Source organism: Algoriphagus litoralis, assembly GCF_003259255.1.
GTDB lineage: Bacteria > Bacteroidota > Bacteroidia > Cytophagales > Cyclobacteriaceae > Algoriphagus > Algoriphagus litoralis.
Window position 1 is genome coordinate 27,894 of the sequence record NZ_QGOL01000007.1, and the last position, 24,342, is coordinate 52,235.

The following is a 24,342-nucleotide window of genomic DNA, read 5'->3' on the forward strand; positions in this document are numbered from 1 at the left end:
ATCACTTTCTCAAAATCAGTTTTAGCATTTTAATTTCACTTCTCGAATACAATTTAACGAAGTAGATTCCATTGCTTAACCCATTTAACTCAAAATAAATATTATCTCCAACTTTCTGAAATTCATAGATTTGATTTAATACAACTCCCCTACTGTCAATAATATCAATCTGAACAAGTCCGGGATCAATATTTTTGGGATATACAATTTGAACCTTTCCAGAACTTGGATTTGGATATAGCAGAACTTCCATCGATTCTTTATTCGGCGAACTCAAAAGAATGTCAATATTTACAATCGCTGTGGCTACAGTTCTATTTCCACTGGAATCAGTAAGAATCAAATCAACCCAATTGTCACCTTGATTTCTTATGTCAAAAGTTTCTTTAGATAAACTCATGCTGACAATTCCACAATTATCAAAGGAACCATCGTCTATATCCTGTGGACTGATTGTAATATCCCCTTCCTCACCTAACGCAAGGGCAATGTTTTTCACTTTTGCTATTGGTGCAATTCTATCCTTTACTGTTACGGCTACAAGTGTGCTATCCGAATTCCCATTGATGTCAACTGCTTTGAAAATTACATGATTCACACCCAAATCATTGCAGTCAAAATTGGTTTTTGCCAAGAACAATTCCCTTAATTCCACATTATCAAAAGTGCCATTATCCACTTGGCTTACTGTGAGTTGAGCATTGCCTTCTGAATCCAATTCTACCTCAACGTTTTTCACTCTTAGGGTTGGTGGCAAGTCGTCCTTCCTGACTCGAATAAATTGATTTCTTGAATATGTATTTGAGCTAATTGCATTCGTACTTGTCAGACTAACGGTATACAAACCTTCCTCAGAAAAGGAAATAACAGGATTTTGTTCTTCACTTGACGCAGGTGATCCTCCTTCGAAAGACCATTCCCAAGTTTCTGGGCTTTGGGTAGTCAAATCAAAAAAAGTCACTTTCTGATTTTCGTAAATCTCAAATTTATCAGCTCCGAAAAAAGCAATTGGGCTTTCGAATGGCTCTACTTCGGTTAAATTATCAATCGTGAGAATCACTTCATTTTTACAGACTTCACAAAGAGGGCTTCCAAGAAATCTCATCAGGCAATTTTGGTGAGGCCTATACCACTTAGGCGACTCCTCATGTGGGAAAATGCCAACTGAAGCAATGTTTAGGAATGATTTCCATCGAACAGTCCCAGGGTTATTGTTTTGAGTCATATTAGCCTTTTCATCAGCATACTGATCACCTGCCCAATATTCATCGGCCAAGCCTGAAAAAGTATGGCCAATTTCATGAACCATAAGTTGTAGTGCCTCGGGATGTGTTGAAAATGTCGCAAACTCACCCCCTGCTCCTCCATATCTACTATCATTTACCATTATTACCACTAAATCAAAAAATGGGGTATTTGAATTAAGTACAGAATAAACTTTTGAAAGCTGGGTTGGATATAATAAGCGCTCAATGTCTGCAGTGTAAAAAGAACTTCCAAAATAATTATCAACAGGTTCGCTAGGCCGATCTGAGGCTCCTGATTTATTAGAAATGACCTTTACAGCATAGACATTAATTTTGTCTTTATGAGATCTCCAAGGCTCGAGTTCCAGCATGCCCTCCACATTCCTATTAACATCTTCTAAAAATTTATCTTGTTGGTCGGCAGTGTATCCATCTCCCAAAATGACCAAATTGACAACTAGGTCAGGAGATGCTTTGTATTTGACCACCTCCAAGGGAAATACCTGAGAATAGCCCTTGATTGAAACAAAAAATAGTACCAATCCAAAATTCAGAATATGTTTAATCATTGAATATTCGGTTTAGTAAAACCTAATCTTCTCAAAGTCTTCCAATTCCCACCCTCTAATCTATCAAGTTGCATTTGTTCAATACATTCGACCCACTGAATTCGGACAAAAAACTCAGATTCTTCCATTTCAATTGTTTTAGATACAAGTATTCCAGAAGTATCATTTTCAGAATATTCGACCTGTTTCAAAAGTGGATTTGGAATGATTTTTTCAAAGCAAACTTGACCTAAGAGGTTTAAAAATGAAATTTTTAAATCGCCTTCTTTTGCCTGAAAAAAAGCATCCTCCCTTTCTTTCAATTTACCATAATTGGAAAAAGCACCAATTTGATTAACCGAATCAAGCTTATTAATACTAAAAGAAATTGTCAAAATCTCAGGGGTTTTCGGTTGAGAAAGCTCCTCAATGGCCTTTCCGCTCATTTCCCCCAAATCTTGTTTACTTTTACATGATTGAGCCAAAAGAAGAATTACACATAAAAAACACATTATTGCTTTCATAATGAAAAGTAAAAAACCAATCTAATATAGAAAATAGTTTTAAAAAATTAGATCACAAATGAAGTCTACCTAACACCCAATTTCGAAGAAATTTCCCATAACAACAGGTAAATATGAATAACCAGATAGGTAATAAAGATACGGATGAGGATGTTCGATTTTGGGAGCTGGTGGAGGTTTGGTTTGATAATAAATAAAAACTTTATTTTTAGTAGAAAGATTCCTGATGGTTTCCTGCCATTTTGTCTGCATTTTAGTAATTTCGCAACCTGATTCAATCTTTTAGGGTTTGAATTTCTTCAAAGACCGATTCTAGACCAATTGACAAAAACTCCAGTTCATGGATCTGATTAAAGATATTGACATTATTTCTGCTGAGGAGGCACAAGCCTGCGACTTCAAAACCACAGCAGACGAAAACACCGGCAAAACCAAAAAACTCTACATCGAAAGCTATGGCTGCCAGATGAACTTTTCGGACTCTGAGATCGTGGCTTCGATCATGAAGGAGAATGGTTTTGACACGACTTCAGATTTTGAGCAGGCAGATGTGATTTTTCTGAACACCTGTTCGATTCGCGAAAAAGCTGAATTGACCGTTCGGAAACGACTGAGTCAGTTTCAAAAGGCAAAAAAGAACAAGCCCGAACTGACCATTGGCGTATTGGGCTGCATGGCCGAGCGACTGAAGGAAAATCTGCTTACCGAAGAGAAAATCGTGGATGTAGTCGTAGGTCCAGATGCATACCGGGATTTACCAAACTTGATTTCGGCAGCTGAGGAGGGAGAAAAAGGCGTGAATACTTTCCTTTCCCGTGAAGAAACTTATGCCGACATCGCACCAGTACGTCTAAATTCGAATGGCGTCACTGCATTCATTTCCATCATGCGAGGCTGTGACAACATGTGCTCATTTTGCGTAGTTCCCTTTACCCGAGGGAGAGAGCGTAGCCGAGATCCACATTCTATAGTAGCTGAAGCCCAGGATCTTTTTGACAAAGGCTATAAAGAAGTCACCCTACTTGGTCAAAACGTGGACAGCTACAAGTGGTCACCAGAAGAGAACAACAAGGCCCGACTGAACAAAAAAGAAGATACAGTCACTGAAGTGGTCAATTTTGCAAATCTGCTGGAAATGGTCGCGAAAGTGAGTCCTTACCTGAGGGTCAGGTTCTCCACCTCCCACCCCAAGGATATCACGGATGAAGTGCTGCATACGATCAAGAAGTACGACAACATCTGCAATTACATCCACCTGCCCGTGCAAAGTGGAAATAGCCGAGTCCTTGATCTAATGAACCGAACCTACGATCGGGAGTGGTACCTCAATCGGGTTGCTGCCATTCGGGAAATCCTCGGTGAAGAATGTGGCATTTCCTCGGACATGATTACAGGATTCTGCACGGAGACGGAAGAAGAACATCAGGACACCTTATCCTTGATGGACATTGTGAAATACGATTTCTCCTACATGTTTTACTATTCTGAGCGTCCTGGAACACTGGCAGCGAAGAAATATGCAGATGATATTCCTTTGGAAACCAAAAAAAGAAGGCTCGCTGAAATCATATCCAAGCAAGCGGAGCTTTCCTTTGAGCGAAACAAACTGGATCTCCACCAGGAGCAACTGATCCTCATCGAGGGAACTGCCAAAAAATCTGACCTGCAACTGAAAGGCAGAAACTCTGCCAACAAAGTGGTCATCATTCCAGCCGACAAAGCTAAAAAAGGCGATTACGTCCGTGTGAGAATCACCGAAGTATCCCAGGCAACCCTTTTTGGGGAGGTGTTGGAAGTAAATCCTGTCTTGGCATGATCACTCCTCAGGAAATTCAAAGTGTCAAGCAGCGTTTTGGTATCATAGGCAATAGTCCGCTGCTAAATCACGCCATCCAAGTAGCGATGCAGGCAGCTCCTACTGATATGACAGTATTGATCACTGGAGAAAGCGGCAGCGGAAAGGAAAGTTTTTCAAAAATTATCCATTCACTCTCCCTAAGAAAACACGGGAAATTCATAGCTATCAACTGCGGGGCGATACCTGAAGGAACAATAGATTCAGAGCTATTTGGACATGAAAAAGGTTCTTTTACCGGAGCACACGAAGCCAGAAAGGGTTATTTTGAGGTCACAGATGGAGGCTCGATCTTTTTGGACGAAATCGGAGAAATGCCACTCGGAACCCAAGCGAGGCTACTCCGTGTCTTGGAAAACGGAGAATTTATCAAAGTCGGCTCATCCAAAGTCCTCAAAACTAATGTTCGGGTCATCACTGCAACCAATGTCAATCTGTTAAAAGCGGTTGAAAAAGGAAGATTCCGGGAAGATCTTTATTATCGGTTAAATACAGTTCCGATATACGTTCCGCCCTTGCGGGAGAGAGGGGAAGATGTAGTGCTTCTGTTCCGGAAATTCACCGGGGATTTTTCAGAAAAATATCATGTCAGACCGATTTCCCTGAATCCGGAAGCTCAGGCTTTATTGATTCGCTATGCCTTTCCGGGCAATATCCGGCAACTCAAGAATATTGCAGAGCAAATTTCCCTGCTGGAGGAGAATCGGGAAGTCAATGCTCAAACCCTCTCCAAGTACCTTCCGGCAGATACATCTCGTCTACCTATGGCACTAGGACATTCGGGTGGAGTCGAAAGCAGCGATTTCTCAGAGCGTGATATCCTGTACAAAGTCCTTTTCGACATGAAAAAAGACATGAATGAGCTGAAAAAGCTGGTTTTGGAATCCTATCAAAACGGAGGAATAAATTCCAACATCATGCAAAAGCATCAAGGACTTTTTGAGGATTTGGATGCAGGTTTTTCACCGAATGAATCCATGGAGAGTGGCTCCTCTTACAAAGTTCCGCTCGTACTTGAGTCTCAGAAAAACACCTCACTAAATAATGAAAATTATGAGGAGGACGTTATCGAAGACATCATTCATGAGGAAGACGACAATTCGCTTTCATTGGAGAAAAAAGAAAAAGAAATGATCCTCAGAGCTCTTCGAAAACACAACAACAAGCGCAAATATGCGGCAAGCGACCTAGGGATTTCGGAGCGAACACTTTACCGTAAAATCAAGCAATATGAAATTGAGTAACTGGAGATTCGTTTTATATATTTTACCAATTCTTGCTTTTTCGGGCTGTAAAATTAGCTATGGATTTAACCCTGGAAGAATTAATTACGACCTAATCCAGACTTTCTCGGTAGAGAATTTCTTCAATGATTCCGGAGGAGGGCCTGCCAATATGGAGCAGTTATTTACCGAATCTCTGAAAGAATTTTACCAAAGAAACACCAAACTAGAGCTAGTTCGCTCAAATGGTGACATTCAGTTCTCTGGAGCGATCAATAGATACACTGTTACCCCTCAGGCAGCAGTTTCCAGCGGGGACCCAAACTTACCCGATCGGGCCGGACAGATGCGCTTGACAATTTCCATAGAAGTAGATTATATAAACTTGAAACTAGAGGAGGAAAGTAAAAAACAGACTTTTTCATTTTTCAAGGATTATGACCCACGGAATGTGACCTTGCTTGATATAGAAAACCAACTTGTTGAAGAGATTTTCGAGGTAATTTTACAGGACATCTTCAATGCGACGGTTGCCAACTGGTAATTTTACTATCTTCCATTCAAAATCAAGAAAGTGAACGCAACTCAATTCCTAGACCTTATCCAAAAAGCGGATCATCTGGAGAAATCAGAAATTCTCCAGCTGAAGAAAGTGCAGGAAAATTTCCCCTACTTTCAGATTCCTTTTGTTTTGGCTGCACGGTATGAGTTTCTGAAAAGCAAAGGGGTTAAAAGCCAGCTTTTGGCTCAGGCTGCGATTACCAGCCCAGATCGTATTTGGCTTAAAAACCTTATCGAAAAGCCAAGTTCCCAGGACTCCATGTCCTCATCAAAAAGCGAGGATTTTCTCCCTGAGGAGCCGACTTCTGAATTGGATTCTGCCGAGCGAACGACTTCACTGAAAAACCTTGGCCTCCAGCTCAAAGGAAAACAACCCGAAGAAGAACCCAGACAAAGCACTAAGCCGGCACAAAAGAGAAGAAAACCGCCAAAAGACGATTTGATCGAGACCATCAAGCGAAAGGAAAAACGTCAAATCGTCGATTCCAAAAAGCAGGAACAGATCGATATGATCAAGGCTTTCAGCAAGAAGGAATTCAAACTGGCTACAATCAAAGAAATAGAAGCCAATCAAAACACTGAAAATCTTTCGGACTCCAGTACCAAACTCAACGATAACCTGCTATCTGAATCCTTTGCTAAGATTCTTGCCCAGCAAGGCAAAAAATCTATGGCGATGGAAATATATGAGAAGCTTGGTTTGAAGTTTCCCGAGAAAAGGGCTTACTTTGCGGACTTAATTGAAAAACTGAAAGAATAATACGATAAAAATGGCATTCACTGTATTAATTACAATTATCCTAATCCTTGCCGTCCTCCTGATCCTGGTAATTCTGGGACAAAATTCAAAAGGCGGTGCAGGAGCGGCTTTCGGAGGTAGTGCTTCTCAAATCATGGGAGTGACTAAAACTGGAGATATCTTAGAAAAAGCGACTTGGGTCCTTGCGGTTTCCATCCTAGTCTTGGCTTTGGCTTCATCTGCCTTCTATACCAGCAGCCAGCCTAATCAATTTTCCTCTCCAAATATCGAAAGCGCTAAGCAACAAGTAGTTGCGCCAGCATTCGGAGAGACTGAAAATGTCCTTCCTGCCACTGAAACTCCTGCAGCTGAAGATACTACTGGAAATTAATCCCGAAATTCTTTTTACCATTCAAGGAAGTCTGGCCCAAGGGTCAGACTTTTTTTATTACCTTAAACTTTAAATTTTCACTTTCCAATTTGTAAGAAATTGGATTTTTGGATGTTATTAATAAAATCACAACTCTTGATCATTTAGATTATGCTTGAAAAGCCTATCAAGCTGGAAGATCTTCAGCTGGAAAATTGGCCAAACATTATCCTTTGGGCCGCCCCGATTATGTTTTTACTTGTTTTTGTAGAATGGGGAATCAGTATTTATAAAAAACGCGACTCCTACAACACCAAGGATTTTCTCGCTGCATCTACCATAGGACTGGTAAACGTAGGAATAAGTGCTGCCATAAAGTTAGCGACTTTCGGAGTGGCCGTATTTTGTTACAATATCTCTCCCTTTCAGATTCCTGCGACTTGGTGGTCTTTTGTATTATGCTTTGTGGCCATCGACTTCGCCCGATATTGGGCACACCGAGTGTCACATGAAAACCGTTTTTGGTGGGCCACGCATATTACCCACCACAATTCCAGTAAATACAACCTTTCAGTATCTTTTCGACTCGGTTGGACTCAGCACATCAAAATTATATTCTTCGTCCCCGTGATGCTGATGGGCTTCGATCCTTTTGTCTTTTTCATCTGTCATCAGATCGCTGTTTTGTATCAGTTTTGGATTCATACTGAATACATTACCAAACTTCATCCCGTGATAGAATACATTTTCACCACACCTTCACATCACCGGGTACATCATGCCAGCGATGCACATTATTTGGACAAAAATTATGGCTCCACGCTGATCATCTGGGATAGGATGTTTGGCACATTTATGCCGGAAGCAGAGCGTCCAAAATACGGGATCACCAAGCCTGTCAAATCGTACAACCCAATCTACCTCGTTTTCCATGAATGGTCGGATATTCTTTCCGATTTGCGGAAAGCTGAAAGTTTCAAAGAGGGTTGGAAAATCCTTTTTGGCAAACCTGGGGATGAGGTGATACAGACCCGGGAAAATCTAAGAAATGCGAAAGCACCAGCGCCAAATCGGGCTTTGGAAGAGGTCATGGAAAAATAAGCTGGGACGAGTCTAATTGACCTTGTCAGCAAAAAGAAAAGGCTTGAATCTCTGATTTCAAGCCTTTTTTCACGTTTACCATTCACTTTTCAAGAAACATGCTGCAGCAATAATCGCTTGCTCAACGGAATCAGCGTCTCCTCTATTGGAAAAACATGAGGGCTATGAACCCGCCAAGTCGCCGGATTTGGCAACTCTTTGACTTCTTTGATCAGTTGCATTTTAAGTTTTTCGAGGGTATTCACTAGGTTCTTCTGAAAAATTCCAAGCAACCAGAAGGTAATACTTCTGAATTTCTCACCCGTCATCTGAAGGATATTGGATTTATATCGGAATGCATGAACCTCGGGACTTGACTCCCTCGTGATGAGTAAAAATCCCTCCCTGTTGTAGATGGGCAGAATGCCAACTGGCTCAAATTCCACTTGTTCTTCTACAAAATTGTAGATCGTCTTGCCTTCTTCTATTCTTCGGGAAATCCGGGGTAAGGCAAACTCCGTGATTTGGGAGATCTCTTTCATCACTTCGCCATCTTGGACAATTGACTGGTAGTGGAGTTGTGCGGAATGAAGATCAATTCCGTTTAGTGCTTTGGGAAAAAGTTTGCTTAGTTCAGTTTTGCCCTCATTCAATTCATTCAACAGCCGATGATGGTCAATCAAGTCGGCAAGCATGGGATATAATTTGATCGCTTGAAATTCCCGCTCAGCCTCCTGCAGATAGGCTAGTAGTTGGTACTTTTTGTACTCAAAATCGATCAGTCCCTCGGTGATCCAGTTTTTTGGTAAAGTTCTCATAGGTGTTAATGGTTTGGATTAAAATAATGAATTCTGACATTTTTTACACCTACTTGCGAAAATTTGACAGGCTATTTTACCAAAAAAGGCTGATTGAATGACTCAAAATACTGACTTAAACGGCCGATTTGTCAGCCTTTTTGGCACAAAATCCCTTGGCACAGGAAGTGCTACATGGGTTGTAGCATTTTAATCTAAAATCTTACCTTAAACAATTTAATACTATGTCAAACGTGAACATCAAACCTCTAGCTGACCGAGTTTTGGTACAACCTGCCGCAGCAGAAGAGAAAACTGCTTCTGGGCTTTATATCCCGGATACTGCAAAAGAAAAACCCCAAAAAGGTACAGTAGTCGCAGTAGGCAATGGAAAAAAAGATGAGCCCTTGACTGTGAAAGTGGGAGATACCGTATTGTACGGAAAGTACTCTGGCACTGAACTAAGCGTAGAAGGAAGTGATTTTCTGATCATGAGAGAGTCTGACATCTTCGCGATCCTTTAATCAATCAACCTGAATCATTAACTAGAAAATTTTAAGAAAATGGCAAAACAATTGTTTTTCGATACAGACGCTAGAGATCGTCTGAAAAAAGGCGTAGATGCATTGGCAGACGCTGTAAAAGTAACTTTGGGACCAAAAGGTCGAAATGTAATTATTGACAAGAAATTTGGTGCCCCTACAATTACCAAAGATGGTGTATCTGTTGCCAAAGAAATTGAGCTTTCTGAGCCAATCGAAAATATGGGTGCACAGTTGGTGAAAGAAGTAGCTTCCAAAACAGCTGACAATGCTGGTGACGGAACTACGACTGCTACGGTTTTGGCACAGTCTATCTTCAATGTAGGCATCAAAAACGTAGCTGCTGGTGCTAATCCGATGGATTTGAAGAGAGGCATCGATAAAGCAGTGGCTGCAGTCGTGAACAGACTGAAAGAAAACTCTAAGCAAATCTCCACTTCTAAGGAAATCGCTCAGGTAGCTACTGTATCTGCTAACAACGACGAAGAAATCGGGAAGATGATTTCCGATGCTATGGACAAAGTCGGTAAAGACGGCGTGATCACTGTAGAAGAAGCAAAAGGCACTGAAACTGACGTGAAGACAGTGGAAGGTATGCAGTTTGACAGAGGTTACTTGTCTCCATACTTTGTAACCAATACCGAAAAGATGGAAGCTGAGTTGGACAATCCGTTCATCCTGATCTACGACAAGAAGATCTCTTCCATGAAAGAATTGCTTCCGGTGCTTGAGCCAGTAGCTCAGTCAGGTAAGCCATTGTTGATCATCTCTGAAGATGTAGATGGAGAAGCTCTGGCGACTTTGGTTGTGAACAAAATCAGAGGTGCTTTGAAAGTAGCAGCTGTGAAAGCTCCAGGTTTCGGTGATAGAAGAAAAGCTATGTTGGAAGACATCGCAATCTTGACCGGTGGTACCGTAATCTCTGAAGAGCGAGGTTTCAAACTGGAAAATGCAACTCCAGACATGCTTGGAAGAGCAGAAAAAATCAACATTGACAAAGACAATACCACGATCGTAAATGGTGCTGGTGATGCTGCTGCAATCAAAGGCAGAATTGCTGAAATCAAAGCTCAGATCGAAAAGACTACTTCAGACTACGACAAAGAAAAGCTTCAGGAAAGACTGGCTAAGCTTTCTGGCGGTGTAGCAATCCTGTATATCGGTGCAGCTACTGAAGTAGAAATGAAAGAAAAGAAAGACCGAGTCGATGATGCTTTGCACGCTACTAGAGCTGCTGTTCAAGAAGGTGTAGTAGTAGGTGGTGGTGTTGCTCTGGTAAGAGCAGCTGAAGCACTTGTTGACCTGAAAGGTGAAAATGAAGATCAAGACACTGGCATCAATATCATCCGATTGGCTATCGAGTCTCCATTGAGAACAATCGTATCCAATGCTGGTGGTGAGCCTTCTGTAGTGATCAACAAAATCAGAGAAAACAAGGGGAACTACGGCTATAACGCAAGAACAGACATCTATGAAGATCTATTCGCGGCAGGTGTAATCGACCCTACTAAGGTTACCCGTCTGGCCCTAGAAAATGCCGCTTCTATTGCAGCATTACTATTGACTACCGAATGTGTAGTGGCAGATGTGAAGGAAGATTCTCCTGCCATGCCTCCTATGGGAGGTGGCGGAATGGGTGGAATGATGTAATCCCAATTATTTGCCCTTTGAAAGGAGATCCACTTGGATCTCCTTTTTTATTTGCCTGATTTATAGGCTAAGAAACCCCTTAAAAATAAAAAGCAGGTAAAACCTTTTCTTAGGCAAAGGAATAATTGTATTTTGTTGTGCTAACACACACAAACCCCTGACTTCAACACTTAATGGTCTGCTTCAATTTGATTTTTTTAGTAGATGACGACCCCATCAATAACCTTATTAACAGGAGGCTTTTGGGTAAAGCTGGTATTGGAAATCAGATCGAGGAATTTTTGAGTGCTCAAGAAGCATTGGAAAAAATCAAATCAATTGCCAGCGATACATCCCTCCTTTTGTTTTTGGATATCAATATGCCAGTTTTGAACGGTTGGGAGTTCTTGGATGCTTACTGTTCAAATTTCCCTGACCGGAAAGACACCATTGTCATTCTTTCAAGTTCGATAGATTATCAAGACCGACAAAAGGCCTTGGAATACCCAATTGTTTCAGGTTTTCTTGAAAAACCACTTTCTCTTGAAAAAATTAATACACAGCTTTCAACTAGCTGATTTTTATTTGAAAAACACTAATCATTATTTGAACTTCATTTTTATTAATTTGTACTAGAAATAATAGAAGTTTTTATTCGAAACATTCAATTAATTTCACATCCTCTTGTAATTTTTTTTTTATTTTCTCGTAAAACAATATGAAAAAAAAAGGATTTATTTGCATAAGCCCTTATTTTCAATCACCTGATACTTAAAAGATTACTTCTTGCATTTTTGGTATGGTCTGTCGGATTTTCCGTTTTAGGACAGACCTGGACCGGAGCCACAAGCTCAGATTGGAATACTGCGTCCAATTGGAGCACTGGAGCTGTGCCTACAGCTACTGGACTCGTAGTCATCAATAATGGGGCTGCTCCTAATCAACCTATCTTGGATGCCAACCGCACCATTCGTGATTTGACGGTATCCAATGGGGTCCTGGATCTAAATGGTTTTCAACTAACTGTTTCTAGGAATTATAGATCTACCGGTGGGACCATCAATAATGGCAGCTTGGCTGTAAATGATTTTACCCAGTTGCAAAACACTACGTTTAACGGAAACATAACTTTAATCAAGACGGGATCAGGAACTGATTTTGTCAATGGAGGCAATACATTCAATGGGCCGACAGTCATCAGAAATAATGACAACAGTCAATGGAGATTTGCCAATACGAACGGGGACACCTTTAATTCCACAGTGCGGTTCATTAAAGGAACCACAGGTGATCTACAAATAGCCTATGCAGGGACCACACAATTTAATGCATCAATCACCCTCGAAAACCTTACTGCAGGAGGAACCATAGGTTTTGGAACGAATGGAGGAGTCTCAATTTTAAATGTAGGCGGACTGCTCAACGGCTCATTTAGTATTGGTAATCTGAGTTTAAGAAATTTCACACAAATTCAAAATGTGCCCAATGGAACCTTTGGAGTGGGAACTTTCACATCAAATGCCTCCAGTTTCCAAGGAGATTTCCAGGTAACCGCCACTACGGCTATCAATTTCGTTGGGTCAAATACATACGCGAGAAATGCAGCGTTCCAGGCACCTTCAATAACTATGGTTGCCGCAGGAAATAGCTTCGCTACAACCAGTGGGACAGCACGGTTTACCAAGACAGGCGCAGGAAATAATGACTGGTTTGGAGGAAATACTTTTGGAAGTCTAGAAGTTACGAATTCCGGAAATGCAAGGTTAAGACTAGCAAATAGCGCAGGAGACACGTTTACCTCTACATCGTTCTTTGTTAATAATGGAACTAACTTCCTCGGAATAGCCTACGCTGGTACGAATACTTTTGCTCAGCAAATAACTTTAAATAATACCAATGCTGGAGGTGACGTGAGGTTTGGAGAGGGAGGTGGCGTATCTACCCTTACCACAGGAGGTGTTATTACCACAGACTTTGCTCAAGGCGCATTGTTGGAGTTCAATAACTTTACACAAATCCAAAATGTACCAAACGGCAGTTTTACCGTTTCGGATTTTTTTGTAAATAATTCCACTTTTCAGGGAGATTTTTCGGTGACTACGACCGATGATACAGATATAGAAACTAACAATACCTTCAACGGTACCAATACCTTTATTTCAGCAGGTGATCTAAATCTTGACGGACCAAACACCTTTAGTACCCCTGCAGGTACTTCTACTACCTTCATCAAAAATGGTGGTCCAGACGATACTTGGCTCGGGGGAAATACGTTCGGAACAGTATCCGTGATTAATAATTCAAATGCTTTAATTCGACTAGCGGGTACAAACGGTGATACCTTTTTAAGAACTTCCGAATTCACCAATACTGGAACAAACTTTATTGATATTGCCTACAATGGCACCAATACCTTTGCAGAATCAATTACAATAAACAATACCAATGCCGCTGGAGATATTCGGTTTGGAGGGGCAGCAGGCACCAGTAGCCTCACTACTGGAAGTCTCACTACGAGCAATTTTTCTGTAGGGGCACTTTTGGACTTAGATAATTTCACACAGGTTCAAAATGTCGCCAATGGGAATTTTGGCGTAGCCACTTTTACTTCAAATAATTCCAGTTTTCAAGGGGACTTCCAAGTCACGGCTACAACTTCGGTCAATTTCATTGGAACAAATACCTTTGCCAGAAATGCTACCTTCACCGCTCCCAGCTTGACTGCCAATGCAGCCAATTCATTTGCAACGCTTGGTGGTGTCGCTAGTTTTACCAAAACCGGAAATACAGCCAATACCTGGACTGGAGGAAATACTTTTGGCCAAGTAGTTTTTAATAACAACTCCAATGGATCACTGAGGCTAGCAAATACCACAGGAGACACATTCACTTCTACCTCAACATTTGAAAATACTGGAACTAGCTTCATCGATATTTCTTACAATGGTACCAATACTTTTGCTGAATCCATCACCATCAATAACACCAATCCAGCTGGAATAATTGGTTTTGGAAGAGCGACTGGTACATCCAATTTGGCAACCGGGGGACTGCTTACTACCAACTTCAGCGTTGGAAATACACTCGATATTCATTTCTTCATACAGGTTCAAAACATCACCAATGGAATTTTCAGTGTCGCTACTTTTAATTCTACGAATTCCAGTTTTCAAGGTGACTTCCAAGTAACAGGGACTACTTCGGTTAATTTCATAGGATCAAATACCTTTGCAAGAAATGCTACTTTCACTGCTCCCAGCTTGACTGCCAATGCAGCTAATTCATTTGCTACTCTGGGTGGTGTCGTGAATTTCATCAAAACAGGAAATACTGCGAATACCTGGACCGGAGGGAATACCTTTGGCGTCGCAAACTTTACCCACAATGCTGGCGGCACATGGAGATTGGCAGGAACTAACGGAGATATATTTGAAGAAAATGTAAGTTTTGTCAGGACTGGAACTGGTGCTTTAGAACCGGCATACAATGGAACTAGTACTTTTTCAGGAAATATCTCGACAACTGGTACTACTTCAGCAATTAGTTTTGGACTGGGTAGCGGTGTGGTGTCCATTCAAGGCAATACTATTCAACAACTGCAAGGCAATGCAACCTTTTCTCCTATCATTAGGCGGCTGAGTATGAACACATCAGGGACTTTGGAATTGGCCGTTCCATTATCTATTTCCCTCACCGCCACCTTTTCGAATGGCATTATTCAATCCAGCTCAACTAACTTGTTGACAATTGAAAATACGTCTACTGCATCAGGTATGTCAGATTCTAGCCATACAGACGGTCCAACCCGGAAAATCGGAAATCAGGCCTTCACCTTTCCTACAGGAGACGCAGGCTACTATGCTCCAATTTCTATAGCAGCACGAGGTGGCGGAGGATTGGATGAATACATTGCTCAATATTTCCAAGTTGCTCCGGTAGATATTCCTACTGATACGGTCTCTAAAGATCCAACCATTGGCCTAATGAATCAATCCGAGCATTGGGTATTGGATCGCATAGTAGGAACGCTTGCCAGAGGAGTAACCCTGTCCTACAATGCTTCCCGAACTTCACCCCTCATTGACCACACAGAATTGGTCAGCATCCGATATGACGGCAGCGGTTGGAGAGATTTAGGAGGATCTGTTTCAGGAACGGCTTCTAGTGGCACCGTTACAGCCGGATCAACCACTGCAGGAGAACCATTATATTCCATTGCAAGCTCTTTCAGGATCTTGCCCGTAGAATTGATTTCTTTTCAAGCCACCATCACTGACTCACAAGAAATCCTCATCGAATGGGTAACTGCTTCAGAAAAGGACAATTCACATTTTATTCTTGAAAAATCCCCAGATGGAACTATTTGGGAAACCCTTGCCCTAGTGCCTGGATCAGGTGATTCTCAGGAGCGGATTTCGTATCAAATTATAGATTCCAACCCAAGATTGGGCAGGCAATTTTATCGATTGATCCAAGTGGACTTTGACGGAGATGCAGATATTTCACAGACCATTGGTATAAGTCTTTTGCCTGAAAACAGTAATACCCTCGCTGTACGGCTATATCCAAACCCCACTAAAGGAAAAATTACACTGGAAAGTCAAATCGTAAACTTGGATGATATGACTGCGGTCATATTGGATTTGACCGGAAAGGTACTCGTAGAGTCTACCTCAATGAAAAACACCAGAGGCACTTTCGATCTATCTCACCTGCCAAAAGGAATGTATCTCCTGAAACTTTACTCCACAAAAGAAGTGATCACCAAAAAGATTATTCTGGAATAATCCAATTACCGAATCACTTTTGAAAATCGGTCCCAAATCTGTCTGACCAAGAAATCAGGAACAGGATGATCACCTGGAGCGCCTCCCATTCTAACGATGACCATGTTTTGGGAAGGAATTACCATCAGAAACTGACCATTTTCTCCCAAAGCAAGATACATATCAGCAGGTGCCAGGGGCGTAAGAGAATCATTAATTACGACCTGAGAACCTGGCATTTTATAAGATTTTTTACCATTGAGCCAAGTCAGATATCCATAGCTTGGATTCAAGGACTGAGAAGACAAGGTCATTTTTTCAAGAAAATCTCCTGAAAACAAAGTCTCACCATTCCATTTTCCTTCCGCCAAAAGCAGCAATCCGAAGCGGGCCATGGACCTGGCATCGGAATAAAATATATTCTCCATTCCAGAGCTTTGCCAAAATCCCTTCATTCCAATGCGGTTACCAAGCTTTTCTTTATAAAAGGATTGAAAATCCAACCCACTTGCTTTGACAAGGGTCTGCTGAAGCAAGGTATAAGTGGCATTATGATAACTCCATCGAGTCCCCGGTTTAGCTAAAAATTTTAATTTCTCCGGAGAAAAGTCGTCTAGGTTTTCAACTGAGTCATCCAAACCGGTAGTAAAGGAAAGGTGATGGACAAGACGAATCTTTTTTTCCTCTTTATCAGCCATAGCTGTCCAGCCTTTTCCCAGATACTTTTGTGTAGGATCTTTGATCTTGAGTAGTTTATCTTCTTCAGCTAGACCGATAAGAGCTGCAGTAAGCGTTTTTCCGGCAGATGCCCAATACCAAAATGAATTTTGGTCCATCTCCCCTACTCCGGTGAGTTTACTGCCCCAATATTCCTCTATAACAAGCTTTCCATCCTTTAAAATCAAAAATGCTCTGGTATCCTGAGTAGGAAGCCATGCCAGCATATCAGCTAATGCCTGTTGATCCCACCCAAGTTCGGCTAAAGGTCTTTCCTCCCAGATAGCTGATTCATTTGGTGGAAAATACAAAACCTTTCCTGAAGGAGTTGGTACTTGAGCTTGGGCACTAAGACTGGATATGAGTAGACAAAATCCAAGGAGAATTCGTGTCTTACTAGTTTGGAATAAAAAATTAATTCTGGGTGTCATCCGTTATTTCCTGAGGCTATCCTCGATAAATTTCTTTAAATCATCCCGAAAGAGCTGAGCTGAGGGCAAATGGGTGTACATCATATGACCTGCCTCATAATAGGTCATACGAATCCGATCCAGAGCTGACTGAGGCAAATCCAAATGCGAGATCGAATGCTCCACCCCATAGAAAACTGTAGCCAAGTCATAATACCCATTCATGATCAATATTTTCACATGGGGATCTTTGCTCAACGCGTCTGCCATATCAGGTAGCGTAGTGACTGCCGCATCGGCACCCCAAAAATTATTACCCTGATGCTTCCAGTCCCATCGGAATCCTTCTTTTGAATAGGCCGAAGTTGCGTAGAGCAAATCCTTACTTACATTGAGACTTCCATGAAAATAGTCAAGAAATGCCATCGTATAGGCCGGAGAGATCGCATCACTTTGAGGATCTGTAAACGAATCCATGGCCATCGGGTCGATATTGATTCCTTTGTAGCGTGAATCCAGCCTACCGACAGTCTCGCCGGTGCTGCGAAGCAATTCCTGAAAGTACTCTCCTGCGTTGATTTTCAGATCAGCACGTTTCCAGACCTCAGAAGAGATTCCTGTGATATCTTGAAGTTTGGCCGCTATGGTTGATTTCTCCGATTCGGAGATTCGGTTTCCTTTGAAAAGAGCAGGTGCGTATTCATTTTCGGTGAATTCCCGCACTTGCTGGACAAAGGCCGGAAGGTCAGTTCCTTTATTTGCCACTTTACCATGGTACCAACTTGTGGCCGCCATGGTTGGCAGATAGGCAATGTAAGAGATATCTTCATTTGGGGCAAAAAACAGCGTTCGCAGATCGAATACCGCAGAAACCATGATGACACCATTCAGCGCATAGCCCTCGTTGAGTAAATAGCTCATCACACCAGCATTTCGGAAGGTACCATAGCTTTCTCCCAAAATGTACTTCGGTGAATTCAGCCGATTATTTGCCTTCAAAAACTGCATAATAAACAAGCTTACACTTCGGATATCCTGATCCACGCCCCAAAAGTCCTTTCCGGTAGCATTTCCAATCGGTACACTCAGACCTGTACCCACAGGATCCATCATCACCACATCAGCTATATCCAGGATGGAAAACTCATTATTCACCAATTCATAAGGAGCCGCTTTGTTATAGTTGGGGTCGTCCACGACAATCCGCTTTGGTCCCATGATTCCCATGTGGAGCCAATAAGAGGATGATCCAGGACCGCCATTATAGGCAAAAATGATTGGTCGATTTTTCTCAGGGTTTTCTTTGAAATACGCGGTAAACCCAAAAAGCGCTATCGGCCGATTATTTTCATCCTTTAGCTCCATCGTTCCGGCTTTTGCATTGAGATTGATGGTTTTTCCATCAATGGTCACTGATTGTTTCGACTCAAAAACTTGCGCCATCGGCTGAGGCCCTGTGAGGGAATCTTTTTTGTCTTGAGCTAGAGTGAAATTCGATAAGATGAGAAAAAGGAAGAAAAATCGAGTTTTCATGGTTCGTGAGGTTGAAGGTTTTGGATGTTACTATTCAATTTTCAAATGAATATTCCACGTAATCATTGGTAATTCACCCTTGATAATTGATCATTTCTTAAAGATTTTTCCATCTTTCATCACAAAGATGACATCCTTCATGACTTTGATGTCTTCTTCAGGATCACCGGAAACAGCGATGATATCTGCAATTTTTCCAGGCTCCAAGGTGCCTAGTTTATTGTCAATACCAAGTAGCTGTGCAGCATTCAGCGTGGCAGCTTGGATGGCTTCCAGGTTAGGCATGCCTACTTCTGTCATGTAGAGAAACTCCCGGTAGTTTTCTCCATGAGGAAAAACACCTGCATCGGTTCCAAAGGCGATTTTCACTCCCTTTTTATAGGCTTTTGCAAAGGTCTGTTGAATCTGGGCTCCGATCTGCATGGCTTTGTCCCTGACGACAGGAGGATAATACCCTGGAATCTTAGCATACTCTGCAGCCGACATTCCTGCTGTCACCGTAGGCACGTACCAGGTACCTGCTTCTTTCATTAATTCCATAGTCTCCTCGGTCATCAGCGTGCCATGTTCGATGGAATGAATTCCTGCTTTAACAGCACGCTTCATTCCTTCATCCCCATGAGCATGGGCTGCGACATGGATACCAAAATCCTTGGCGGTCCGGACAACGGCATCCAATTCATCCTGCTGGAATTGAGGAGCAGAACCATCTCTTGCCACAGATAACACCCCACCAGTGGCAGTCACTTTGATCACATCCGAACCATATTTCACTGCCTGACGGACTGCTTTGCGGGCATCAGCCTCACCATTGATCACTCCTTCATCGGGACCGGGATCTCGCATCAGATCTCGACGCACTCCATTGGTAGGATCAGCATGCCCTCCAGTTGGCGCAATTGATTTTCCTGCGGTGTAGATTCTTGGTCCCACGACCAAGCCATTGTTAATGGCATTTCTCAACGCAATATTGACCCCAGAACCGCCCAGATCCCTGACAGTAGTAAATCCTGACATCAAGGTAATATGTGCATAAGGAAGCGCCTTATAGGCCACATCCGCTTCATTGTCCCTGAAGCCGTCAACATACCGAGTCGGACTGGTCTGACTTTCGATATGCACATGCATGTCCATTAGTCCTGGCATGACGGTGGCATTTTTCAGATCAATGGCTTGATCTTCAGCGCCAGGGTTTTGATATCCGGCTGTGACAGAAAGAATTTTATCACCTTCGACTACTATGGTCTGTTCGTTAAGGATTTTTTTGGTCCTGACATCGATTAATTTACCGGCATGGATATACGTTTTTTGGGAAAAAACAGACAAGGAAAGCATCAGGAATGCCCCTGAAAGGATAATTTTCTTCATAGATAACTAGGTAGGTGGTTGTGAAGTAAGTTAATCCAATAATTGCGGATAAAAAATCTGAAGTTTGGGGATTGGAGATTTCTATCCATAACCCAATACCCACTTTTATTTCAGGCTTTCGCAGGGTTTAAGTTGATAGCAGTGTTCGTGTGCTTTGAATCCCAATCTCTTATAAAATGGCTCCGCATCTTCCGCGGCGAATAGAATCAACCGTGCTTCAGGTGCTAGGCTTCGGGTATAATTGAGAATTTCCCGGCCGATTCCTTGGCCTTGGTAACCTTTGGCTACAGCCAAATCCGCAATAAAACAACGATAACAGAAATCAGAAAGTCCGCGCAAAAACCCGACTAATTGCCCGTTTTCCCTAGCGGTAACCAACAGATTAGAGCCTTGAATCATCTGCTCCAAATGGTCCGGATTATCCATTGGTCGACGTTTACCCAGTCCGGAATCAGTAAGGATAAAAATGTATTCTTCCAGATTCAGAGTACTTTCTTTTTGAAACGAAATCATTATTTTTAGAAAACGAATAAAACTATGACGGGAGGTGCGGGATTCAGCAGACAGGCCAGTCAATCGTTCCAAGAGAACCATGACTTAGGCAAAATCCGTCCAAAATCCAATTTTTTCAAAAGTAGTAGAAATTTGGAAAAAGCTGAATCTGGAGCCTTATCTGAATCTATCGAGTATAGAAAGAGCAGAAAATCTCAATTGGAAAAAAACCGACTTTTGGTCGGAGGTATTATAGCTCTCCTTGTTATGCTCGCAATACTACTCCTTGCTTGAATCTAATTCAGCACATCCTGTAAGTCGGACCTTTTTTTAAATGTTGCTTTAGCAAAAGGACAAAGCGGGATCACTTTGATTTCTTCTTTTCGAACATAATCCACGAGAGATTCAAGCAATTTGGCTCCAATTCCCTGGCCCTTTAGACTTTCATCCACTTCTGTATGCTCAATGATCATTTTCTGAGGACCAGCCATGACATAGACCATTTCCGCAAAACGTTTTGCTCCTTCTTCTAAGAAAAATGATCCTTTTCTGCCGTCAAATTCGTGTTTGATTTCCATAAGATAAAAGTTAATGGTTAAACGTTAAGAGTTAAGGGTTTTTAGGACCTTTCACTCTAAAAAAACCTCCTGTAACTCGTTTTTTTAATTCCCTAAAGATCAAAGGATACTCTTCAGGAAATTTCTTGCCCGATCCAAGTCCTCTTTGGTATCGATCGCGATAGCTTGATGAGAAGTCTCCACCATTCGGATTTTCACTCCTTTTTCTACCAATCTGAGTTGCTCCAGCATTTCTATTTGCTCCAGTTTTCCCTTGGGCCAAGCGGTAAATTCCTTTAAAAGTTCTCGGGTATAGGCATAAATCCCAATATGTTTCCAGTAAAAAATGATTTCATTTCGCTCCCGGTTAAATGGAATTGGAGAACGGGAAAAATAGATCGCATTCATTTTTTCATCCAAAACCACCTTGACAGCATTTGGACTATAGGCCTCATCTTCAGGGATTTTACACATAAGAGAAGCCACTTTGACTTTAGGCCGTTCAAAAACCGCCACCAGATCTTTCAGTGATTTAGGATCCTGAAAGGGTTCATCACCCTGCACATTGACAATAAGATCAGCATCGACCTGTTCTAGAGCTTCGGCTATGCGATCTGATCCACTTTCATGCGACTTTTTGCTGAAGTAAACTTTCCCTCCCAGTTCCAAGATTTGCCTTTCGATCTCCTCATGGTCGGTGACTACCCAGACTTCGTCGAAGATCCCTGTGGCAAGTGTACTCACATAGGTGCGCTGGATCACAGAGATACCTCCCAGATCCTGAACCAATTTTGCTGGCAATCGGGTAGAACCATATCTGGCAGGAATCAGAGCGGCGATTTTCATTGGAAATGAATTTGTAAGTGGCAAGAATTATTGTTTCGAATCCAGTGCTTATTAGGACAGGATTAGTCTCATTTTACCTGATTCTGAATGCTTTCTTCAGTGATTTGACCAGATCAAATTTCTTGGCTTTTTTGATTTTCTTTTTCTTGGTCTCCAGGTCGTCTCCGTAATAATTGTACATGTATTTGTTATTCTGAGAGTACAAATAGGTATTTCCGTAGCCATAGTTGTAGCCTTCGTAATGGTATCCCGAATTGATGATGCCATTAAAAACTCCGTACACATTTTTCACCTGCTTGTTGTTAAACAAGTCGTTGATCATGACCAAGTGATCCTTGATGGTGTAGTTCTGGCGTACTACATAGAGATTAATATCAAATAACCGCATCAAATCGATGGTTTCTGAAACCAGGCCCATCGGCGGCGTATCAAATATGATGACATCAAAGCGCTCATCCAAGAAATTGAGGAATTCGATCAGCTTTGGGGTCTGGAGTAATTCCGCTGGATTGGGAGGAATAACCCCCGATGGGACAAAAAACAGATTCTCCTGCTGAGTAGGTAATATTATGGATTCAGCGGAAGTCTTACCGATGAGATAGGTAGATAGTCCCAACTTCTCCGAATGCTCAAAATAACTAGCAAGTTTGGGCCGTCTCAAATCCGCTCCGACTACGACCGTTTTCTTGGAACCCAAGGCCATGGCAGAAGCCAGATTCAGGGAAGTGAAGGTTTTTCCCTCACCGGAAACAGAGGAAGTGACAAGAATCTTTTTTGTGTTTTTACCGGAAGCCAAGTAAGTGATGGCAGATCTCAATGATCTGAAAGATTCTGCCACAGCTGATTTTGGGTGTTCCAAAACGACTTTATTGGTGTCCTTGGTGCTGTATCCCACCACGCCAAGTTGGGGAATCATGAAGTGCTTTTTCAGGTCACGTTGATCTTTGATACTTTCATCAAACATGTCCCTCACTACGATAAATCCAAAAGGAAGCAAAAGTCCCAATGCCAAGGCCAAACCATAATTTTGCGTCTTTTTTGGAAAGACCAATGTGCCTTTTTTAGCAAGATCGAGAATGGCATTGTCAGATACGTTAGCTGCTCGAGCGATTCCGGCTTCTGCTCTTTTTTCCAAGAGATAAGTGTATAGCGATTCACGGAGTTTGAATTCCCTGAAAATGCTGGTGTACCTCGATTCTGACTCAGGCAATGTGGCAAACTCTGCATCATACACTCTGATTTCAGCCTGTATGTTTTGCTTTTGCTTTTTGGTATTATCGATGAGATTTACCACGTTTTCAAAGAGCGCATCCTGCACTTTCTCCATCTGAACGTCAATTTTGTTGACTTCCGGGTGGTTCTCATTAACCGTAGCAAGCAGTTTTCTTCGTTCTTGAGACAGGGTGACCAAGGTCTGAATAAGGCCATTCAGCAAAGGATCAGGGACACCGATGACAGAGGGAGCAACCACGTCAGAGAAGTCTTTGCTTTTTTGCTCCATATACTGTTTGATCTCATCGAAGTATTGAAGCTGAAATTCAAGTTCCGCATTGCGCTCATCCAGGGTATTCATCTTGGCCAGAATGCTGGAAAATTCAGCTGATACGTCCAAAAGTTTATTTTCTACCTTAAATTGCTGGAGCTCACGTTCTTTTGCCTTCAGTGAGTCTTCCAAAAATCCCAGCTGGCTTTCGATAAAGTCAATGGTGTTTTCCTGAATTTTGTTTTTTTCATTGAGGTCATACTCGATGTAGGATTGCATGAGCGCATTGATGTAATCTCTGCCTTTCTCGACTACTTTGGTTGTAGTGCTTAATCTTAGGACAGAAGAATATTCATTTTCCATCGAAACCTGCACCGATTTGGCAAGTCGCTCCTCAAGTACTGTAGGATTTACCAGTCTGAAAAGGATAACTTCTCCAGCTCTGGAAGGATTGATCAGAAATACGGTAAACTTAGACCTAGCGGTCTCAATCTCCTGCCCAAACGTATACGTTTTGTCAAATATGGATTCATCCCCTGCAGCCTGGGCTGCATTGAAATCCATCAAACCAACCTCAGCCGGAACCAGTCGAAAATTAGATTCAGACAAAATCTGGAGCTCAACCATGGCATCAGTCACTTGCAAATGATCCCAATCAACCTCTATCCTGACAGGCGAGCGATCATAGAGCTCAATGTCTTTGATATTAGTCTTGGCAAAATACTCCACATCGAAATGGAGTTTTTCCATCGCTATGCGGGCCATGTTTTTAGACTTCAACCGAAGAATATCATTTTCCAGATTAACTCCCGCATTGAAAATGTTTGAACGATCGAGAATTCTGGATTCGGGAGTGCTGCTGTTTTTAATCACAAGTGATCCTGTCACTTCAAACTCATCGACAGTATACCTATGAAAAAGGAAAGTCCCTGTCAAAAAAAGCACTGTAAACAATACATACCAGGGCCAATAACGGATGTACTTGGCAATGACATACCGGATCTCCAGTGCCTTTTCTTCGTTATCAAGTTGGCTGAGGTCTAACTTCTCCATAT

20 protein-coding genes are annotated in these 24,342 nt (G+C 42.0%); 10 read left to right on the plus strand and 10 right to left on the minus strand.

The genetic code is table 11. The features are described from left to right. Window position 1 precedes the first annotated feature (1 nt). A complete protein-coding gene (locus DK188_RS07745) occupies window positions 2-1,816 on the minus strand; it encodes a M64 family metallopeptidase (protein WP_111670255.1) in 1,815 nt (604 codons plus the stop codon). Continuing rightward, window positions 1,813-2,319, minus strand: a complete 507-nt coding sequence (locus tag DK188_RS07750; protein ID WP_157963193.1) for a hypothetical protein — start codon at window positions 2,317-2,319, stop codon at window positions 1,813-1,815. Before DK188_RS07750 ends, DK188_RS07745 begins: the two co-directional genes overlap by 4 nt. 340 nt (window positions 2,320-2,659) lie before the next feature. On the opposite strand from DK188_RS07750, the gene miaB reads away from it, so the two are divergent. The 6 genes from miaB to DK188_RS07780 all read left to right on the plus strand — a co-directional run bounded on the left by miaB (window position 2,660) and on the right by DK188_RS07780 (window position 8,168). Next, entirely contained in the window at window positions 2,660-4,135 is a 1,476-nt protein-coding gene (gene miaB, locus DK188_RS07755) for a tRNA (N6-isopentenyl adenosine(37)-C2)-methylthiotransferase MiaB (protein ID WP_111670257.1), read from the plus strand. Next, window positions 4,132-5,418: a sigma-54 interaction domain-containing protein gene (locus DK188_RS07760; RefSeq protein WP_111670258.1), complete on the plus strand. Its 1,287-nt coding sequence runs from the start codon at window positions 4,132-4,134 to the stop codon at window positions 5,416-5,418. The genes miaB and DK188_RS07760 overlap by 4 nt, the downstream gene beginning before the upstream one ends. Then, entirely contained in the window at window positions 5,405-5,941 is a 537-nt protein-coding gene (gene lptE / locus DK188_RS07765) for an LPS assembly lipoprotein LptE (protein ID WP_111670259.1), read from the plus strand. The genes DK188_RS07760 and lptE overlap by 14 nt, the downstream gene beginning before the upstream one ends. 30 nt (window positions 5,942-5,971) lie before the next feature. After that, the gene (locus DK188_RS07770; protein WP_111670260.1) at window positions 5,972-6,718 is read left to right on the plus strand and encodes a hypothetical protein; all 747 of its coding nucleotides are present in this window, start codon (window positions 5,972-5,974) and stop codon (window positions 6,716-6,718) included. 10 nt (window positions 6,719-6,728) lie between these two features. Further along, window positions 6,729-7,088 carry a preprotein translocase subunit SecG gene (gene secG / locus DK188_RS07775; RefSeq protein WP_111670261.1) on the plus strand — a complete coding sequence of 120 codons (360 nt, stop codon included), beginning with the start codon at window positions 6,729-6,731 and terminating at the stop codon, window positions 7,086-7,088. Between the two features lie 150 nt (window positions 7,089-7,238). Beyond that, a complete protein-coding gene (locus tag DK188_RS07780; protein ID WP_111670262.1) occupies window positions 7,239-8,168 on the plus strand; it encodes a sterol desaturase family protein in 930 nt (309 codons plus the stop codon). An 89-nt stretch (window positions 8,169-8,257) separates the two neighbouring features. On the opposite strand, the gene DK188_RS07785 is transcribed toward DK188_RS07780, so the two are convergent. After that, window positions 8,258-8,965 (minus strand): hypothetical protein, encoded by a 708-nt coding sequence (locus DK188_RS07785; RefSeq protein WP_111670263.1) that lies wholly within the window; start codon window positions 8,963-8,965, stop codon window positions 8,258-8,260. 224 nt (window positions 8,966-9,189) lie between these two features. On the opposite strand from DK188_RS07785, the gene DK188_RS07790 reads away from it, so the two are divergent. The 4 genes from DK188_RS07790 to DK188_RS07805 all read left to right on the plus strand — a co-directional run bounded on the left by DK188_RS07790 (window position 9,190) and on the right by DK188_RS07805 (window position 15,902). After that, window positions 9,190-9,468 (plus strand): co-chaperone GroES, encoded by a 279-nt coding sequence (locus DK188_RS07790; protein WP_111670264.1) that lies wholly within the window; start codon window positions 9,190-9,192, stop codon window positions 9,466-9,468. Window positions 9,469-9,507: 39 nt separating this feature from the next. Continuing rightward, entirely contained in the window at window positions 9,508-11,136 is a 1,629-nt protein-coding gene (gene groL, locus DK188_RS07795; RefSeq protein ID WP_111670265.1) for a chaperonin GroEL, read from the plus strand. Window positions 11,137-11,309: 173 nt separating this feature from the next. Continuing rightward, a complete protein-coding gene (locus tag DK188_RS07800) occupies window positions 11,310-11,693 on the plus strand; it encodes a response regulator (protein ID WP_111670266.1) in 384 nt (127 codons plus the stop codon). A 216-nt stretch (window positions 11,694-11,909) separates the two neighbouring features. Continuing rightward, window positions 11,910-15,902, plus strand: a complete 3,993-nt coding sequence (locus DK188_RS07805) for a T9SS type A sorting domain-containing protein (RefSeq protein ID WP_111670267.1) — start codon at window positions 11,910-11,912, stop codon at window positions 15,900-15,902. Window positions 15,903-15,907: 5 nt separating this feature from the next. On the opposite strand, the gene DK188_RS07810 is transcribed toward DK188_RS07805, so the two are convergent. The 7 genes from DK188_RS07810 to DK188_RS07840 form a co-directional block, all read right to left on the minus strand. Continuing rightward, the gene (locus DK188_RS07810; protein ID WP_232825686.1) at window positions 15,908-16,909 is read right to left on the minus strand and encodes a serine hydrolase domain-containing protein; all 1,002 of its coding nucleotides are present in this window, start codon (window positions 16,907-16,909) and stop codon (window positions 15,908-15,910) included. A gap of 123 nt (window positions 16,910-17,032) precedes the next feature. Next, the gene (locus DK188_RS07815; protein ID WP_111670269.1) at window positions 17,033-18,541 is read right to left on the minus strand and encodes a S10 family peptidase; all 1,509 of its coding nucleotides are present in this window, start codon (window positions 18,539-18,541) and stop codon (window positions 17,033-17,035) included. Between the two features lie 90 nt (window positions 18,542-18,631). Beyond that, window positions 18,632-19,909: a metal-dependent hydrolase family protein gene (locus DK188_RS07820; protein ID WP_111670270.1), complete on the minus strand. Its 1,278-nt coding sequence runs from the start codon at window positions 19,907-19,909 to the stop codon at window positions 18,632-18,634. 105 nt (window positions 19,910-20,014) lie between these two features. Beyond that, window positions 20,015-20,422: a GNAT family N-acetyltransferase gene (locus tag DK188_RS07825; RefSeq protein ID WP_232825687.1), complete on the minus strand. Its 408-nt coding sequence runs from the start codon at window positions 20,420-20,422 to the stop codon at window positions 20,015-20,017. 275 nt (window positions 20,423-20,697) lie between these two features. Further along, window positions 20,698-20,979: a GNAT family N-acetyltransferase gene (locus tag DK188_RS07830; RefSeq protein WP_111670272.1), complete on the minus strand. Its 282-nt coding sequence runs from the start codon at window positions 20,977-20,979 to the stop codon at window positions 20,698-20,700. Between the two features lie 99 nt (window positions 20,980-21,078). Then, window positions 21,079-21,804 carry a 3-deoxy-manno-octulosonate cytidylyltransferase gene (kdsB, locus tag DK188_RS07835; protein ID WP_111670273.1) on the minus strand — a complete coding sequence of 242 codons (726 nt, stop codon included), beginning with the start codon at window positions 21,802-21,804 and terminating at the stop codon, window positions 21,079-21,081. Window positions 21,805-21,877: 73 nt separating this feature from the next. Next, entirely contained in the window at window positions 21,878-24,340 is a 2,463-nt protein-coding gene (locus tag DK188_RS07840) for a GumC family protein (RefSeq protein WP_111670274.1), read from the minus strand. Between the last annotated feature and the right edge of the window lie 2 nt (window positions 24,341-24,342).

What these genes read in the sequence shown, in the direction of transcription:
- DK188_RS07825 (WP_232825687.1), bottom strand. Translation starts at nt 20,422, where the DNA reads ATGATTTCGTTTCAAAAAGAAAGTACTCTGAATCTGGAAGAATACATT.
- DK188_RS07840 (WP_111670274.1), bottom strand. Translation starts at nt 24,340, where the DNA reads ATGGAGAAGTTAGACCTCAGCCAACTTGATAACGAAGAAAAGGCACTG.
- DK188_RS07780 (WP_111670262.1), top strand. Translation starts at nt 7,239, where the DNA reads ATGCTTGAAAAGCCTATCAAGCTGGAAGATCTTCAGCTGGAAAATTGG.
- DK188_RS07745 (WP_111670255.1), bottom strand. Translation starts at nt 1,816, where the DNA reads ATGATTAAACATATTCTGAATTTTGGATTGGTACTATTTTTTGTTTCA.
- miaB (WP_111670257.1), top strand. Translation starts at nt 2,660, where the DNA reads ATGGATCTGATTAAAGATATTGACATTATTTCTGCTGAGGAGGCACAA.
- DK188_RS07785 (WP_111670263.1), bottom strand. Translation starts at nt 8,965, where the DNA reads ATGAGAACTTTACCAAAAAACTGGATCACCGAGGGACTGATCGATTTT.
- groL (WP_111670265.1), top strand. Translation starts at nt 9,508, where the DNA reads ATGGCAAAACAATTGTTTTTCGATACAGACGCTAGAGATCGTCTGAAA.
- DK188_RS07760 (WP_111670258.1), top strand. Translation starts at nt 4,132, where the DNA reads ATGATCACTCCTCAGGAAATTCAAAGTGTCAAGCAGCGTTTTGGTATC.
- DK188_RS07800 (WP_111670266.1), top strand. Translation starts at nt 11,310, where the DNA reads ATGGTCTGCTTCAATTTGATTTTTTTAGTAGATGACGACCCCATCAAT.
- DK188_RS07750 (WP_157963193.1), bottom strand. Translation starts at nt 2,319, where the DNA reads ATGAAAGCAATAATGTGTTTTTTATGTGTAATTCTTCTTTTGGCTCAA.
- DK188_RS07790 (WP_111670264.1), top strand. Translation starts at nt 9,190, where the DNA reads ATGTCAAACGTGAACATCAAACCTCTAGCTGACCGAGTTTTGGTACAA.
- secG (WP_111670261.1), top strand. Translation starts at nt 6,729, where the DNA reads ATGGCATTCACTGTATTAATTACAATTATCCTAATCCTTGCCGTCCTC.
- lptE (WP_111670259.1), top strand. Translation starts at nt 5,405, where the DNA reads ATGAAATTGAGTAACTGGAGATTCGTTTTATATATTTTACCAATTCTT.
- DK188_RS07830 (WP_111670272.1), bottom strand. Translation starts at nt 20,979, where the DNA reads ATGGAAATCAAACACGAATTTGACGGCAGAAAAGGATCATTTTTCTTA.
- kdsB (WP_111670273.1), bottom strand. Translation starts at nt 21,804, where the DNA reads ATGAAAATCGCCGCTCTGATTCCTGCCAGATATGGTTCTACCCGATTG.
- DK188_RS07815 (WP_111670269.1), bottom strand. Translation starts at nt 18,541, where the DNA reads ATGAAAACTCGATTTTTCTTCCTTTTTCTCATCTTATCGAATTTCACT.
- DK188_RS07820 (WP_111670270.1), bottom strand. Translation starts at nt 19,909, where the DNA reads ATGAAGAAAATTATCCTTTCAGGGGCATTCCTGATGCTTTCCTTGTCT.